Source organism: Arsenophonus apicola (assembly GCF_020268605.1).
GTDB lineage: Bacteria > Pseudomonadota > Gammaproteobacteria > Enterobacterales > Enterobacteriaceae > Arsenophonus > Arsenophonus apicola.
This window is the reverse complement of sequence record NZ_CP084222.1, coordinates 3,110,513-3,124,722: the sequence shown is the minus strand read 5'-3', so window position 1 is coordinate 3,124,722 and position 14,210 is coordinate 3,110,513. Positions and strand designations below refer to the sequence as shown.

Below are 14,210 nucleotides of genomic sequence, written 5' to 3'. Positions count from 1 at the left end.
TTCTGATAATATATTGTTATTTTTAATATGAAAAAAGATTAATCATAGTTAATCAAAGGATCTTAAATGAGTCATGGGCTGATTTTTGCGCTATTTACTTTTTTATTTATTGTGGCGATTACTCCTGGTCCAAATAATTTATTATTTACGTCATCAGGGGCTCAGTATGGTTTACGGCGTTCAATACCTTTAATATTCGGCGTAATATTAGGTATCCAGAGTATACTATTTATTTCTGCTGGTGGTCTTGCTGTTCTTTTACTGGTTTCGCCAGTGTTACAAATTATAATGAAACTCGTTGGGAGTTTTTATTTATTATGGCTTGCTTGGAAACTCGCTACATCCCACCATGTGCAACTTAATACAGAGTCTCAAGTTGCTAAATCAATTAAATGGTATCAAGGGAGTTTATTACAATTCTTGAATCCCAAGGCATGGATGATGGGGTTAGGGGCGGTTAGTAGTTATAGTGTGGCTGATAACTACGTTAACTCGATTCTGATCATAAGTTTTGTTATGTTGATTGTCAATTTAATCGGTGGTTTTATCTGGGTTGGCTTTGGTTCGTTAATCGGTATCCTGCTTCGCGGGCGGAATGCTTGGTTTATTTTTAATATTACAATGAGTATTTTTACCCTCGCTTGTATTCCTTTTATTTGGTTGCAATAGTGATGCAAAAAAGGGCAGCCCCTTTTTTGCATTAATTTAGTTCGGCATTTTTACTAGCGAACAAATAAGTAAAAATAAAACCAAATAAATAGGAAATCAGTAAGCCAGCAATATAGATAAGTATACCGTTAAAAATCCCAGTTGTAGATGTCATCAATGGAATAGCAATTAATCCGGATGGACCGAAAACCGAATTGAGGCCAATTGGTTGACCTAACCAGGCAACTAATCCGATAAAAAAACCACCAGCGGCGCCGCCTAAACAAGCAGTTATAAAAGGTTTAATGCGCGGTAGCGTCACACCATAGATTAAAGGCTCAGCAATACCTAATATGCCTGGGATTATTGCCCCGCGTATCTGATTTCGTAAGCTAGAATCCTTAGCTGATTTAATATAGAGCGCTAATGCTGCACCAATCTGACCGCCGCCAGCCATAGCCAGGATTGGGAAAAGAGGATTAAACCCTTGTGTCTCCATTAATGCGAAATATACCGGAATAAAACCTTGATGGACACCAAAAACAACCGCGATCAAAAATAGACCCGCCAATATAGCGGTACCAAATGGATTGCCATTTAAGTGTATAAATAACCAGGACATACCAGTAAACAAATAGCTGCCAATCGGCATAATAATGGTGTAGGTAATGGCGCCAACAATAAGCAATGTGATTGCTGAAGTCAGTATCATATCTAAGTTGGCAGGAATAATTTTCCTGATTTGTTGCTCAACCCAGGCACCACAGATACAAGCGAGTAAAATACCAATAATGTTACCCCGAGGATCAATGGTGTAATTGAAAAAGGTGCTCATATTGGAGAAGAAGCCTGTTGTTGCGTGCGGATCGTAGCCTAGAATAAAAAGTGACGCAATAATGGCACCATTAATACCTGAACCGCCAAAAACTTTTTGCGTATTGTAACCAATCAAGATCCCTAGAAAAGCATAAAGGCCTTTGCTAAAGACAGACATATAAAGTATTAAGTGAACAAGAAAAGTCTGTTGTGTTGCCTCAGTGGGTAGACCCGCTGGATAGTATACTTGTTTGGCCAATGTTGCGAAGCCAAGTAATAAACCAACGGCAATGAAACCCGGTATCAGTGGGGTAAAGATGGTGGCAAAAGTGGATAAAAATTTATGCACAACACTAGTTTGTTTGGTTTTTAATTGTTTTTTGTTGTCAGCAGCAATTTTTTGTAAATCATTGCTAGCGGGTAATATTGTTTCTGTCTCAGAGCTGTTTGCTAATAATTGTTTTATCATATCATTAGCTGTTTGTGCCTTACCTGGACCTAATATAATTTGTAGTTGTTTATCACTTTCAATAATCCTAAAACACCGGGAATTTGTTTGAGGCGATTTTTGTCAACTAGTTGTATGTCATGCAACGAGATACGTAAGCGTGTCATACAGTTGCCGTACTGAATAATATTTTTAGCGCCACCAATAGTTGCCAGTATTTGTTTTAGCATTTCATTAGTTATTTTTGCCATGGTTCTTTTCCTTTAAAACGATTATTGATGGCCAGTATGCTGTTTTAAGGCGGCACGAATAAAACCATGATTATCAGCTAACATTTGTTTAGCTTGCTGGGCACTAAAACCGGTAAGGATCATAACGATAGCGGTTTTACAATGGTTATTACATTCAATAAGGGCTTGTTCTGCTGTTGTTCTATCACACTCTGTCGCAGCCATGACAATCTGTTTTTGCCGTTCAATAAGTTTAGCATTGGTTGCTTCTACATCTACCATGAGGTTACCGTATACTTTCCCAATTCGTATCATGGCACCTGTCGTTATCATATTAAGGATTAATTTTTGCGCCGTGCCAGCTTTCATTCGTGAAGAGCCAGTGATCACTTCAGGGCCAACAATTGGTGTTATTGCAATATCTGCTATGTTGACCATTTCACTGTTGGGGTTACAACTAATACAGGCAACAGTTGCTCCTGTCGTTTTAGCATAGTTCATTGCACCTAGCACATAAGGTGTGCGGCCACTGGCAGCGATGCCAACTAAAATATCTGTTTGATTGAAATTAAAAGCTTTAAGATCATCCGCACCAAGCTGAGGATTATCTTCAGCGTTTTCTACCGCTTGTAGAATCGCTTGGTGTCCACCTGCGATTAGACCGACTACCATGTCACGTGGAGTGCCATAGGTTGGTGGACACTCACTTGCATCTAAAATGCCTAAACGGCCTGAAGTGCCAGCACCACTGTAAAACAATCTACCATTATGCTGAAAAGCATAGGCAACTTTGTCAATAACAAGCGCAATTTCAGCGAGCGTTTGTTCAACACCAATCGGCACTTTCTTATCTTCCTGGTTAATAATTTTTAATATATCTAAGGTTGATAATGTATCAATGTTATTACTAACAGGGTTACGGCTTTCTGTTACCATTTTATTTAGATCTAATGTCATTGGATATTTCCTATATGTCGTTTTTAAGAGATATTAAGGAATTATTTATTCTTTATGTGTGTTATTGATCACAAAGCAATCTATTCTTTTTTAATGGTAATAAGAGAATAAGAGAAAAATGAAAATAATATTTTGTTAGCTAATTTATTGTTTAATCAGCTATTAATTGATTAGAATAATAGATAATAAAATAGGAATAATTTATCATAATTATTTTAATCGGTAAGCTTGATATTATGAGTAATCTTAAGTATAGCATGGCGATATTGAGTAAAATTTCATGGTTGTTACCTCAATTAGCGTTAAATCAGCAGAAAATTGCGACCTTTATTCTTGAACAGCCACAAACGGTATTACTACTTTCATCACAACAAATCGCAGAGCAAATAGGTGTCAGTCAATCCGCTATTGTTAAATTTAGTCAGAAAGTTGGTGTCAAGGGATTCCCGGCTTTAAAACTGGCTATTAGTGAAGAACTAGGGCGTAAGCAAGTAGTTACTGAGCGAATGCATAACGTTATTCATAATCAGATTGCCAGCAATGATAGTTTGATGGTTATTGCACAGAAACTGGCACAAGAAAAAATTGATTCTGTCATGGAAACAACACGACGAATTAATTATTCGGTTTTTAATAAAGTTGCTACATTGGTTAATAATGCACAAAGAGTACAGATTGTTGGCATTGGTGGGTCAGCGTTAGTAGCCAAAGATCTCTATTATAAATTGCAAAAAATAGGTATTACTACGCTAGTTGATTTAGATCACCATGTTCAGATAACAACAGCGCTAACCCTTACTACAAAAGATATTCAGATCGCTATTTCATTTAGTGGAAAGCGAAAAAATATTTGCGAGGCAGCAGCAATAGCTAAGCAACATGGAGCTAAGGTGATTGCTATTGTTGGTAATAAACAACAGACTCCATTAGTAAAGTTAGCTGATTATGTATTAGAAAGTGTCGCTAGTGAAAATGAATGGCGTAGTTCATCAATTTCTTCTCGTGCCGCACAAAACACGCTGACCGATTTATTATTCCTAGCGCTATTACAAAAACGCGAGGAAAAAGCCCGATCGTTAATCATAAATGCCCGTTTAATGATCAACAAATTAGATGAGTAGTGACTGACGGCACAAGCCTCATCCATTTATGCTTTGCTTTGCGATGTTTTATTAATCATATATAAGAAGATCAGCGTTGCATTGAATCATGCCTGAAATTCGAACTCTTTTATCATATTTTCCAATGTTTCTTGCCATGCTAACCACTCGGTTTCAATTTCTTCTAATGTGAATTTTGTCTCAGTTTGCTGTCTTAGGTAATTGTTAAGCTCAGATTTACGATTGTGGTTATAAATATCACTGTCAGCCAATTTTTGTTCAATTTGAACTAATTGATTGGATAAACTTGTTATCTTTTGTTCTAACATTGATAACTGTTTTCTGATTGGTTGCGTGCGTTGGCGGAATTCTGCTTCACGTCGTTTTTGTTCTTTACGATCTTGGGCAGTTAAGTTACCTGATAGCAACTTATCTTGTAACTGCTCTTGACGAATTTGTTGGTGCTGTTGTTTATTCTGTTCGGTTAACCATTTTTGATAATCTTCCAGATCACCGTCAAAAGGTTCAACCTGACCTTGATGAATACGGTAAAACTCATCAGTTGTTGAGCGTAGTAAATGGCGATCATGAGACACAACAATTAAGGCACCATCAAATGCAATCAATGCTTCTGTTAATGCCTGTCGCATATCCAAATCTAAATGGTTAGTTGGTTCATCAAGTAGCAGAAGATTGGGCCGCTGCCAGACAATCAAGGCTAATACTAATCTCGCTTTTTCCCCGCCGGAAAAATGTCTACAAGGCTCATTTACCTTGTCGCCTTTAAAGCCAAAGCCACCAAGATAGTCGCGCATATGCTGTTCAGTTTCTTGCACAGCAAGGCGACTAAGATGTTGTAAAGGCGATTCATCTATGCGCAAATAATCTAATTGATGTTGCGCGAAATATCCAAGTTTAATGCCTTTAGCTAAGGAAATTTCCCCCTGTTGCGGTAATAGATCACCAGAAAGTAACTTGATTAAAGTTGATTTACCCGCTCCGTTACGGCCGAGTAAACCAATTCTTGAACCAGGAACCAGATTAAGTTTAATCGATTTTAAGATCACCTTGTCGCCATAACCTGCGCTAACTTTTTCCATTTTAAGCAATGGATTAGGCAAACAATCGGGTGGCCGAAACGAAAAATGAAAAGGATTATCAACGTGAGCGGGGGCAACTAATTCCATACGCTCTAGCATTTTAATCCGGCTTTGTGCTTGTTTGGCTTTTGACGCTTTATAACGAAAGCGATCAATATATTTTTTTAAGTGAGTTACTTTTTCCTGTTGATTGTCGTAAAGCGCTTGTTGCTGCGCTAATTTAGTCGCTCTTTGTTGCTCAAAGGAAGTATAATTACCCGTATATTCAAATAAGTTTTCTTGTTCAATATGTAGCACTTTGTCAATGATAGGATCGAGAAAATCTCTATCGTGGGAAATCAGGATTAACGTACCGGAATAATTTTTAAGCCATTTTTCTAACCAAATAACCGCATCTAAATCTAAATGATTAGTCGGTTCATCCAGTAACAAGAGATCAGAACGGCAAATTAATGCTTGCGCTAGATTTAGTCGCATCCGCCATCCACCAGAAAAGGCGCTAACAGGTTCTTCTATTTGTAATTGGGAAAAACCTAAACCGTGTAATAAACTAGAGGCACGAGCGCGAATAGTCCAGGCATTGATCGCATCCAGTTGACCATGTATTAATGCAATAGCATGACCATCATTTTTATCATTTGCTTGTTGCAATTGTTTTTCTAATTTGCGGTATTCATGATCGCCATCAATCACATATTCAAGGGCAGATTTTTTTAGGGCAGGTGTTTCTTGATTGACCCAAGCGAGAGCCCAAGTTGCAGGAAAAGTAATGCTTCCTGCTTCAGGTTGCATTTCACCTTTGATTGAAGAAAATAAAGTCGATTTTCCACAGCCGTTTTTGCCAATTAAGCCTACTTTTTGGCCGGGTGTGATGGAAGCTGTTGCATTATTTAATAAAACCCGAATGCCACAGCGTATTTGTAGTGAAGAAAATACAATCATATAAACCGTATCTTGATAATATATTAAATCATTTATAATTTTAAAGAATATAAATGGCCTTTGGTGTGTATGTTAACTAAAAATTGTGCTTCTGGCACGCTTTTGAGGAGCTAATTATGTCGCTACCACCCAAGATTCTCATTATCTATGCACATCCTGAACCTGCTGAATCTGTGGCGAATAAGATGCTCATTGAATATGTGCAGGATTTAGACAATGTTGTGATACATGATTTGTATGGTACTTATCCAGACTACTTTATTAATGCTAGTTATGAACGAAAGTTACTTTCTCAGCACGAAATTATCATTTTTCAGCATCCGCTTTATACCTATAGTTGTCCATCTCTTTTGAAAGAGTGGTTTGATAGAGTATTAACGCGAAATTTTGTTTGTGAGCAAAGTAAACAACTGAAAGGAAAATACTGGCGATCAGTTATTACCACCGGAGAGCCTCAGGAAGCTTATCAATACGGTGGTTATAATCGTTTTCCATTAAATGAATTGCTACGTCCTTTTGAACTTATTGCTTTAATGTGTGAAATGCAGTGGTTATCGCCAGTCATTATTTATATGGCAAGAAGACAGTCCCTGGAAGATATGCAGGAGTGCGCTAAAGCCTACCGTGATTGGCTGAAATCACCCTTAGAGCATGGAGGTTTATAATTATGGAAGAATTTAGTTTATTCCGTTCTATTATGATATTCCTGCTTGCGGGGGTCATTATGGTCCCTATTGCCCAAAAAATTCGTCTAGGGGCGGTATTAGGATATCTATTAACCGGTATTGTCATTGGGCCATTTGTACTCGGGTTTATAAGAAATGTTGATGAAATTATGCATTTCGCTGAACTTGGTATCGTTTTTTTGATGTTTTTAATTGGCCTGGAGCTTAATCCAACTAAATTATGGACATTAAGGCGTTCAATTTTTATTATTGGCACCGCTCAAGTGATCATAACAGCAGCATTAGTTACTGGTTTGCTTATTATTATTCATTTTTCTTGGCAAGCCGCCGTTGTAGGTGGGCTGGGCTTAGCCATGTCATCAACGGCAATTGCCTTACAGATTATGCATGAAAGGAGCATGAATAATACCGAAAGTGGGCGGTTAGGTTTTTCCGTTTTACTTTTTCAAGATATGGCAGTGATCCCGATATTGGCACTTATTCCATTTCTTGCCAGCGGAACAGCAGATAGCGATTGGTATCAAATTGGGCTAAAAGTAGTGGCTTTTGTTGGTTTATGGGTCGGAGGGCGCTATTTATTACGGCCATTATTTCATTTGGTTGCCAAGTCCGGTATTCATGAAATATTTACTGCCGCTTCTTTACTTGTCGTATTAGGGGCGGCTTTTTTTATGGAAAAACTGGGTTTTTCTATGGCGCTGGGCACATTTATGGCGGGTGTATTACTGGCTGATACAGAATTTCGTCATGAGTTAGAGATCACCATAGAGCCTTTTAAAGGATTATTGTTAGGTTTGTTTTTTATTTCTGTTGGCATGTCACTAAATTTAGCCATCCTTTGGTCACATTTATTAGAAATAATTATCGGTGTTGTGATCTTGGTAATATTAAAATTTGTTATTCTCTATATTTTAGGTTGGTTAGCGCAGGTGCGTCGTTCTTCACGTCTACTTTTTGCTGGAGTGTTGAGTCAGGCCGGTGAATTTGCATTTATTATCTTTTCGACTGCCATTAATGTCAAAGTCATAAATAATGAGCAGATGTCGTTGTTATTAGTTATTGTTACTTTATCTATGATGACAACGCCACCGATAATGCAGCTAATCAGCAAATTACTGACTCACTGGTATAATGTCCGTAATGAACCGCTTGAAAAACCTTTTGTTGAGGATACCGATCCGCAAGTTATTTTGGTAGGGTTTGGACGTGTTGGTCAAGTTGTTGGTCGTTTATTAATGGCCAATAAAATTCGTATTACGGTATTGGAGCAAAATGTTAGTGCAATTCATACTATGCGACGCTATGGCTATAAAGTTTATTATGGTGATGCGCAAGATTTGCAATTATTGCGATCGGCAGGTGCGGCAAAAGCCAGTGTGATTGTTATTACCAGCGATAACCCAGAAGAAGTGATGGGGATTGTTCATCTATGTCAGGCTAATTTTCCTAATCTTCATATTATAGCGAGGGCACGAGGACGTTTTGAAGCGCATCAATTAAGAGAAAATGGTGTGACGGATTTTTGCCGAGAAACATTTGTCAGTGCTCTTGAGATGGGTGAACGGACATTGATAAATCTAGGTGTACATCCTCATCAGGCTCATCGAGCAAAACAGCATTTTCGTCGACTAGATGTTAAAATATTTAAAGAAAATTCCCCCAAAGCGGGTGAGGGAGAAATTGGTCAAGCGACGCGAATCAAAGAAGCGCGTAGAGAGCTTGAAGAATTGTTTGAAATAGAAATAACGCAAGAGCGTGGACAACCAAAAAGTTGGGATTAACATAAGATTAATTAGCGAGATAGTGGATGTCTGTAACACGTAAAAGATTTATTGCTGGCGCTGTTTGCCCTCAGTGCCAATCTCAAGATACGCTGATGCTTTGGCAAAAAAAATGCATTTGAAAACGTTGAATGTCAGAAGTGTCATTATAAACAATCTCAAACGGTAGATGGATCTGATAGTCATAGCAAAGATAAAAATATGCGAATAGATATTTTTACTTTGTAATAAAAATAACGTTTTTTATAAGTTTCAATACAGTTGTACTTTTTTTTTGTACAATCGGAAAAATTTTTTATCCACGGCGTTGTAGGAGATGTAATGAAAAAAGTAGCGAAAGATTTAGTGGTGAGCCTGGCTTATCAAGTGAGAACAGAAGATGATGTATTAGTTGATGAGTCATTGGCCAGTGCGCCACTTGATTATTTGCATGGTCGTGGTTCTTTGATTTCAGGTTTAGAAAAGGCACTTGAAGGACGCAGTGTTGGTGAACACTTCGATATTGAGATCCCAGCTGATGACGCTTATGGTCAGTATGATGATAATTTAGTTCAACGTGTACCGAAAGATGTTTTTGTGGGTGTTGATGAGCTACAAGTTGGTATGCGTTTCTTAGCTGATACCGATATGGGTTCAGTACCAGTAGAAATTACGGGTATAGAAGGTGATGAAGTTATCGTGGATGGTAATCACATGTTAGCTGGTCAGAATTTAAAATTTAATGTTGAAATTATTGCCATCCGGGAAGCAACTGATGAAGAATTAGCACACGGCCATGTCCATAATGAGGATGGTCATGAGGGTGGTTGTTGTCATGGTGAACATCATGGTGACAAAGATTGTTCTCATGGACATGGTGATTGTGGTTGCCATTAAGTTGATAAAATAATCGCCGAGATTGCAATAGATCAGCGAGAAAATATGCTCGCTGATTTTCTGGCTGATTAATAGTGTGGTGGTGGAGTTTCTTCCGTAATTGGCGTTAACAGTGATGATTGTGTGGCTTTCAATCGTTCTGTAACCAGTTGCACATGCTCTTTTAACTTAACCATTTCAAGTTGTTGTTCGACAACCACTTGATTAAGTGCTTCAATGGTGATCTCTTGAAAAGATAACTTGCTTTCCAAATCTTCAAGTCTTTCTTCATATTTTTTAAGTAAATCCACTTGAACCTCCTGTCGGGAGTGAAATACATAGATTGGATATTCGCTATAATGCCTATAGATACAGCCTTAGAGAAGTTTTTTCTATTATGATTTACCATGTAACTTCTTTTTATTAGCGTGGTTTAACTATATTTAATCCCCTAACTTATTGTATTATCTCGCAGTTGATTAGCTAACACATTTTACTATGACTTGACTGAAATAAATAAAAGTAATTGGAGAACTGAATGAAATCACTATTTAAAACGACTTTGTTAGTGACAACTTTGTCTATGGTGCTAAATACGTCGCAAGTATTCGCTGCTGATGCAAATAAGAAATTTGATAATGAAGATCAGCGTAGCGCTTATGCATTAGGTGCATCGCTGGGTCGTTACATGGATAATTCTTTAATGCAGCAAAAATCTATCGGTATTAATCTTGATAGGCAACAGCTTTTAGCCGGTGTACAGGATGCATTTGTTAATAAAAGTAAACTTAGTGATCAAGAAATAGAAACAACATTAAAAGCATTTGAAGAAAAAGTACGTGCTGCTGCTCAGGCCAAAATGGAAGAAGAGAGTAAAAAGAATGGTAAATTGGGTGATGAGTATCGCGCCAAATATCTCAAAGAAGAAAAAAGTGCAATAAAAACAAAAAGCGGATTAATTTATAAAATTGAAAAACCAGGCGAAGGGGCAAAACCAACTGATAAAGATACAGTAGTGGTAAATTACGAAGGTCGTTTAATTGATGGCTCGGTATTTGACAGTTCTTATAAACGTAATGAACCGTTAACAATTGCGCTGGACTCAGTGATCCCTGGATGGACGGAAGGTTTTCAACAATTGAAAAAAGGCGGCAAAATCCAACTTATTATTCCACCAGAACTGGGTTACGGTAAATCTGCAGCAGCAGCAATTCCAGCAAACTCAACGTTAATCTTTAATGTTGAATTATTAGATATCAAACCGACTAACAAATAATTGAGTGGCAAAAGAGGCAGAGTAAAACTCTGTCTTTAGCTTCTTTATTATATTAAAAAATAATAGTTACGATTTATTTATAAAATTTATGATGAGTGACAATAAGAGTGCAGTAATAGAAATTGCGCATTATCAATAAATATCTCGAATATAATTTAATGCATTTCTATCAATGTTAATATTATTTTATTTACTTAAAATAGTATCAACAGGTTTTTTTGTGATTTTTGTCTAAATTAAATGATTAAGTTACTTTTTTGTTTATGTCCTGTGAGACAGGCCAAAGGTCTGACACAAGATCCCTTGACGATCGGTCTTTGTGGTTTTAACGTTTTAGATTCTTTTTACCGTAAGTCTGGCGTATTGATGATTGCTAAATAAATTGCACATTAATAATAAGATCGGTGTTTACTCACATAATCGTTTAATAAAGTTTCGTCAATATGTGGAGGATGGAGTCTGAATGTCTAACCTATTATATTCTAATGATAGCTGTGATAATGATTTACTGGATGCTCAACCGTTTGATGGTGTAGATTATGCGATTTTGAAATCTTATGAATCTATGGTTGATGGTTTGGCTATGTTAATTGGTGGGCATTGTGAAATTGTTCTTCATTCACTTGAAGATTTAAAATGTTCAGCGGTCAGAATAGCTAATGGCGAACATACCGGCCGTAAAATTGGTTCGCCAATCACCGATTTAGCTTTACGTATGCTTCATGATATGACCGATATTGATTCCAGTGTCTCGAAAGCTTATTTTACGCGTGCAAAAAGTGGCGCTTTAATGAAATCAGTCACTATTGCGATCCGCAATCCCAGGCGGCGGGTTATTGGTTTACTTTGTATTAATATGAATCTAGATGTACCATTTTCGGAGATAGTCAAAACATTTGTGCCGGAAAAAAACCATGAAGTTGCTTCCAACGTAAATTTTGCCTCTTGTGTTGATGATCTTGTTGCTCAGGCATTGGAATTTACCATAGAAGAAGTTAATGTTGATCGCAATGTACCAAATAACATGAAAAACAGACAAGTCGTGCTCAATTTATATGAAAAAGGAATTTTTGATATTAAAGATGCGATTAATCAGGTTGCTGATCGTTTGAATATTTCTAAGCATACTGTTTATCTTTATATCCGGCAGTTTAAAAGTGGTGAGTAAATAAATGTGTGCTTCTGTTTTGAATAAGTCTTTGACTTATTGCCTATTAGTGACCGGGCCTGCTTATGGAACTCAGCAGGCCACCAATGCTTGGCGATTCGCGAATGCTTTGATTATGGAAGGACATATATTAAAGACTGTTTTTTTCTATCGGGAAGGTGTTTATAACGGTAATCAATTAATTTCACCAGCTAGTGATGAATTTAATTTACTTATGGGTTGGAAAACATTAGCACAGCAGACAGGATGTCAATTGAATATCTGTGTTGCTGCTGCTTTGCGTCGGGGTATTATCGATGAAACTGCGGCCAAAAATAGTGGCTTACCCTGTGCTAATTTAGATGAAGATTTTGTATTGAGCGGATTAGGTACTCTGGCTGAGGCCATGCTTGTCTGTGATCGCACAGTCCAATTTTGAAATAAATATGAAAAAAATAGCATTTGTATTTATGAAAACACCTCATGGAACTTCGAGTGGTCGTGAAGGATTAGATGCTTTACTTGCGACTTCTGCATTAACTGAAAATATTGGTGTTTTCTTTATTTCGGATGGCGTTTGTCAATTATTGGCAAAACAAAATCCTAATAAACTCTTGGCGCGTGATTATATTGCAACCTATAAATTACTACCATTATATGATATTCATGCTTGCTATATCTGTCAGGAAGATCTTGAAGCAAGAGGATTTTCTTCTGATAGTTGTTTTATTCTACCGGCAACAGTTATTTCTGTTGATAGACTTAGACGTAACCTAGCTGATTATGATGTAATTCTGACTTTCTAGTTAATAGAAGACTAATATGCTATATACCATTTCTACTTCCCCTTATTATAGTGACTTTAATTCATTAATTAACCTATTAACGGAGCAGGATGAGGTGCTATTACTCCAGGATGGTGTTTTGCTAGGACATAAAATAGCATCGGGTAAGAAAGATAATCATTATTTAATACAATTAAAAGATAAAGGGATTCATGTTTTTGCTTTACAAGATGATGTAGAAGCAAGGGGTTTAATGCCATATATCTCATCTTATGTCCGTCAGATATCTTATGTTGATTTTGTGCAATTAACGGTAAAACATCCACAATATTTTGCTTGGTAATGGATGATCCTTTGTATATTTCTTGACACCTGTCTCTGTTAGCAATAAAATTTCGCGTCCTCGTGTTTTATCATGACGATAAACGAGGAAAATATCCGTGTTTACGAAGCAAAAAACCAGGAGCTTTTTTAATGGCAACAATTAATCAGCTGGTTCGCAAACCACGTAGCTCGAAAGTTGTGAAAAGCAACGTTCCAGCACTGGATGCTTGCCCGCAAAAACGTGGTGTATGTACTCGTGTATATACTACTACCCCTAAAAAACCTAACTCAGCACTGCGTAAAGTATGCCGTGTTCGTTTAACAAATGGTTATGAAGTGTCTTCTTATATTGGTGGTGAAGGCCACAACTTGCAGGAGCACTCAGTAATCTTGATTCGTGGTGGTCGTGTCAAAGACTTACCAGGTGTGCGTTATCACACTGTTCGCGGTGCACTGGACTGTTCTGGTGTAAAAGATCGCAAACAAGGTCGTTCTAAATACGGCGCTAAGAAGCCGAAGGCTTAATGGTTCTCCGTTAAGTAAGGCCAAACATTTAATTTTTAATGTCAAAATAAACTCATAGAGTTTTGGACAATCCTGAATTTAACAACGGAGTATATCCATGCCACGTCGTCGTGTAATTGGTCAACGTAAAATTCTACCAGATCCAAAGTTTGGGTCAGAATTATTGGCTAAATTTATTAATATTTTGATGGTAGATGGTAAAAAATCTACTGCAGAAGCAATTGTATATAGTGCGCTTGAGGCCCTGGCTCAACGTGCTGGAAAAGATCATTTAGAAGCCTTTGAAATAGCTCTGGACAATGTTCGTCCAACAGTGGAAGTCAAATCACGCCGTGTTGGTGGTTCAACTTACCAGGTTCCTGTTGAGGTTCGTCCTGTCCGTCGGAATGCATTAGCAATGCGTTGGATTGTTGAAGCTGCTCGTAAACGCGGTGATAAATCGATGGCTTTGCGCTTAGCAAACGAATTATCTGATGCGGCTGAAAATAAAGGCACTGCTGTTAAAAAACGTGAAGATGTTCATCGTATGGCAGAAGCTAACAAGGCGTTTGCCCACTATCGTTGGTAGCTTGCGCTAGTTATGTTTCGTA

The 14,210-nt window shown here is 37.5% G+C and carries 15 protein-coding genes and 2 pseudogenes; 13 read left to right on the top strand and 4 right to left on the bottom strand.

The window, feature by feature from the left end; translation table 11 throughout:
* The first annotated feature begins 66 nt into the window (after nt 1-66).
* Nucleotides 67-669 (top strand): LysE family translocator, encoded by a 603-nt coding sequence (locus LDL57_RS14855; RefSeq protein ID WP_180560384.1) that lies wholly within the window; start codon nt 67-69, stop codon nt 667-669.
* Between the two features lie 31 nt (nt 670-700).
* Here LDL57_RS14855 and murP read toward each other — a convergent pair.
* Together murP and murQ are read right to left on the bottom strand one after the other, a co-directional pair.
* Nucleotides 701-2,163: pseudogene (murP, locus tag LDL57_RS14850) on the bottom strand (PTS N-acetylmuramic acid transporter subunit IIBC).
* A 21-nt stretch (nt 2,164-2,184) separates the two neighbouring features.
* The gene (murQ, locus tag LDL57_RS14845; protein ID WP_225506477.1) at nt 2,185-3,099 is read right to left on the bottom strand and encodes an N-acetylmuramic acid 6-phosphate etherase; all 915 of its coding nucleotides are present in this window, start codon (nt 3,097-3,099) and stop codon (nt 2,185-2,187) included.
* 257 nt (nt 3,100-3,356) lie between these two features.
* On the opposite strand from murQ, the gene LDL57_RS14840 reads away from it, so the two are divergent.
* Complete coding sequence (locus LDL57_RS14840) at nt 3,357-4,220, top strand: MurR/RpiR family transcriptional regulator (protein WP_180560403.1); 864 nt, start codon at nt 3,357-3,359, stop codon at nt 4,218-4,220.
* An 86-nt stretch (nt 4,221-4,306) separates the two neighbouring features.
* Here LDL57_RS14840 and LDL57_RS14835 read toward each other — a convergent pair whose 3' ends face one another.
* Complete coding sequence (locus LDL57_RS14835) at nt 4,307-6,241, bottom strand: ABC transporter ATP-binding protein (protein ID WP_180560386.1); 1,935 nt, start codon at nt 6,239-6,241, stop codon at nt 4,307-4,309.
* Nucleotides 6,242-6,357: 116 nt separating this feature from the next.
* Between LDL57_RS14835 and kefG the strand changes: the two genes are divergently transcribed.
* From kefG to slyD, 4 genes and pseudogenes are all read left to right on the top strand, one after another.
* Nucleotides 6,358-6,906 (top strand): glutathione-regulated potassium-efflux system ancillary protein KefG, encoded by a 549-nt coding sequence (gene kefG / locus LDL57_RS14830; RefSeq protein ID WP_180560387.1) that lies wholly within the window; start codon nt 6,358-6,360, stop codon nt 6,904-6,906.
* Between the two features lie 2 nt (nt 6,907-6,908).
* Complete coding sequence (kefB, locus tag LDL57_RS14825) at nt 6,909-8,708, top strand: glutathione-regulated potassium-efflux system protein KefB (RefSeq protein ID WP_180560388.1); 1,800 nt, start codon at nt 6,909-6,911, stop codon at nt 8,706-8,708.
* Between the two features lie 26 nt (nt 8,709-8,734).
* Nucleotides 8,735-8,936, top strand: a pseudogene (locus LDL57_RS14820) (YheV family putative zinc ribbon protein).
* 93 nt (nt 8,937-9,029) lie between these two features.
* A complete protein-coding gene (gene slyD, locus LDL57_RS14815; RefSeq protein WP_180560389.1) occupies nt 9,030-9,584 on the top strand; it encodes a peptidylprolyl isomerase in 555 nt (184 codons plus the stop codon).
* 68 nt (nt 9,585-9,652) lie between these two features.
* Here the strand turns inward: slyD and LDL57_RS14810 are convergent, their stop codons facing one another.
* Nucleotides 9,653-9,874, bottom strand: coding sequence for a SlyX family protein (locus LDL57_RS14810; RefSeq protein ID WP_180560390.1), 222 nt, complete (start codon nt 9,872-9,874; stop codon nt 9,653-9,655).
* A gap of 227 nt (nt 9,875-10,101) precedes the next feature.
* Here LDL57_RS14810 and fkpA point away from each other — a divergent pair, with 227 nt between their 5' ends.
* The 7 genes from fkpA to rpsG all read left to right on the top strand — a co-directional run bounded on the left by fkpA (nt 10,102) and on the right by rpsG (nt 14,188).
* Nucleotides 10,102-10,839 (top strand): FKBP-type peptidyl-prolyl cis-trans isomerase, encoded by a 738-nt coding sequence (fkpA, locus tag LDL57_RS14805; RefSeq protein ID WP_180560391.1) that lies wholly within the window; start codon nt 10,102-10,104, stop codon nt 10,837-10,839.
* A gap of 463 nt (nt 10,840-11,302) precedes the next feature.
* Complete coding sequence (locus tag LDL57_RS14800; protein WP_180560392.1) at nt 11,303-12,007, top strand: helix-turn-helix transcriptional regulator; 705 nt, start codon at nt 11,303-11,305, stop codon at nt 12,005-12,007.
* 4 nt (nt 12,008-12,011) lie between these two features.
* A complete protein-coding gene (gene tusD, locus LDL57_RS14795) occupies nt 12,012-12,425 on the top strand; it encodes a sulfurtransferase complex subunit TusD (protein ID WP_180560393.1) in 414 nt (137 codons plus the stop codon).
* Nucleotides 12,426-12,432: 7 nt separating this feature from the next.
* Entirely contained in the window at nt 12,433-12,792 is a 360-nt protein-coding gene (tusC, locus tag LDL57_RS14790; protein ID WP_180560404.1) for a sulfurtransferase complex subunit TusC, read from the top strand.
* A 16-nt stretch (nt 12,793-12,808) separates the two neighbouring features.
* A complete protein-coding gene (gene tusB / locus LDL57_RS14785) occupies nt 12,809-13,114 on the top strand; it encodes a sulfurtransferase complex subunit TusB (protein ID WP_180560394.1) in 306 nt (101 codons plus the stop codon).
* 131 nt (nt 13,115-13,245) lie between these two features.
* Complete coding sequence (gene rpsL, locus LDL57_RS14780; protein ID WP_180560395.1) at nt 13,246-13,620, top strand: 30S ribosomal protein S12; 375 nt, start codon at nt 13,246-13,248, stop codon at nt 13,618-13,620.
* Between the two features lie 97 nt (nt 13,621-13,717).
* Nucleotides 13,718-14,188, top strand: a complete 471-nt coding sequence (gene rpsG, locus LDL57_RS14775; protein ID WP_026822991.1) for a 30S ribosomal protein S7 — start codon at nt 13,718-13,720, stop codon at nt 14,186-14,188.
* Nucleotides 14,189-14,210 lie beyond the last annotated feature (22 nt).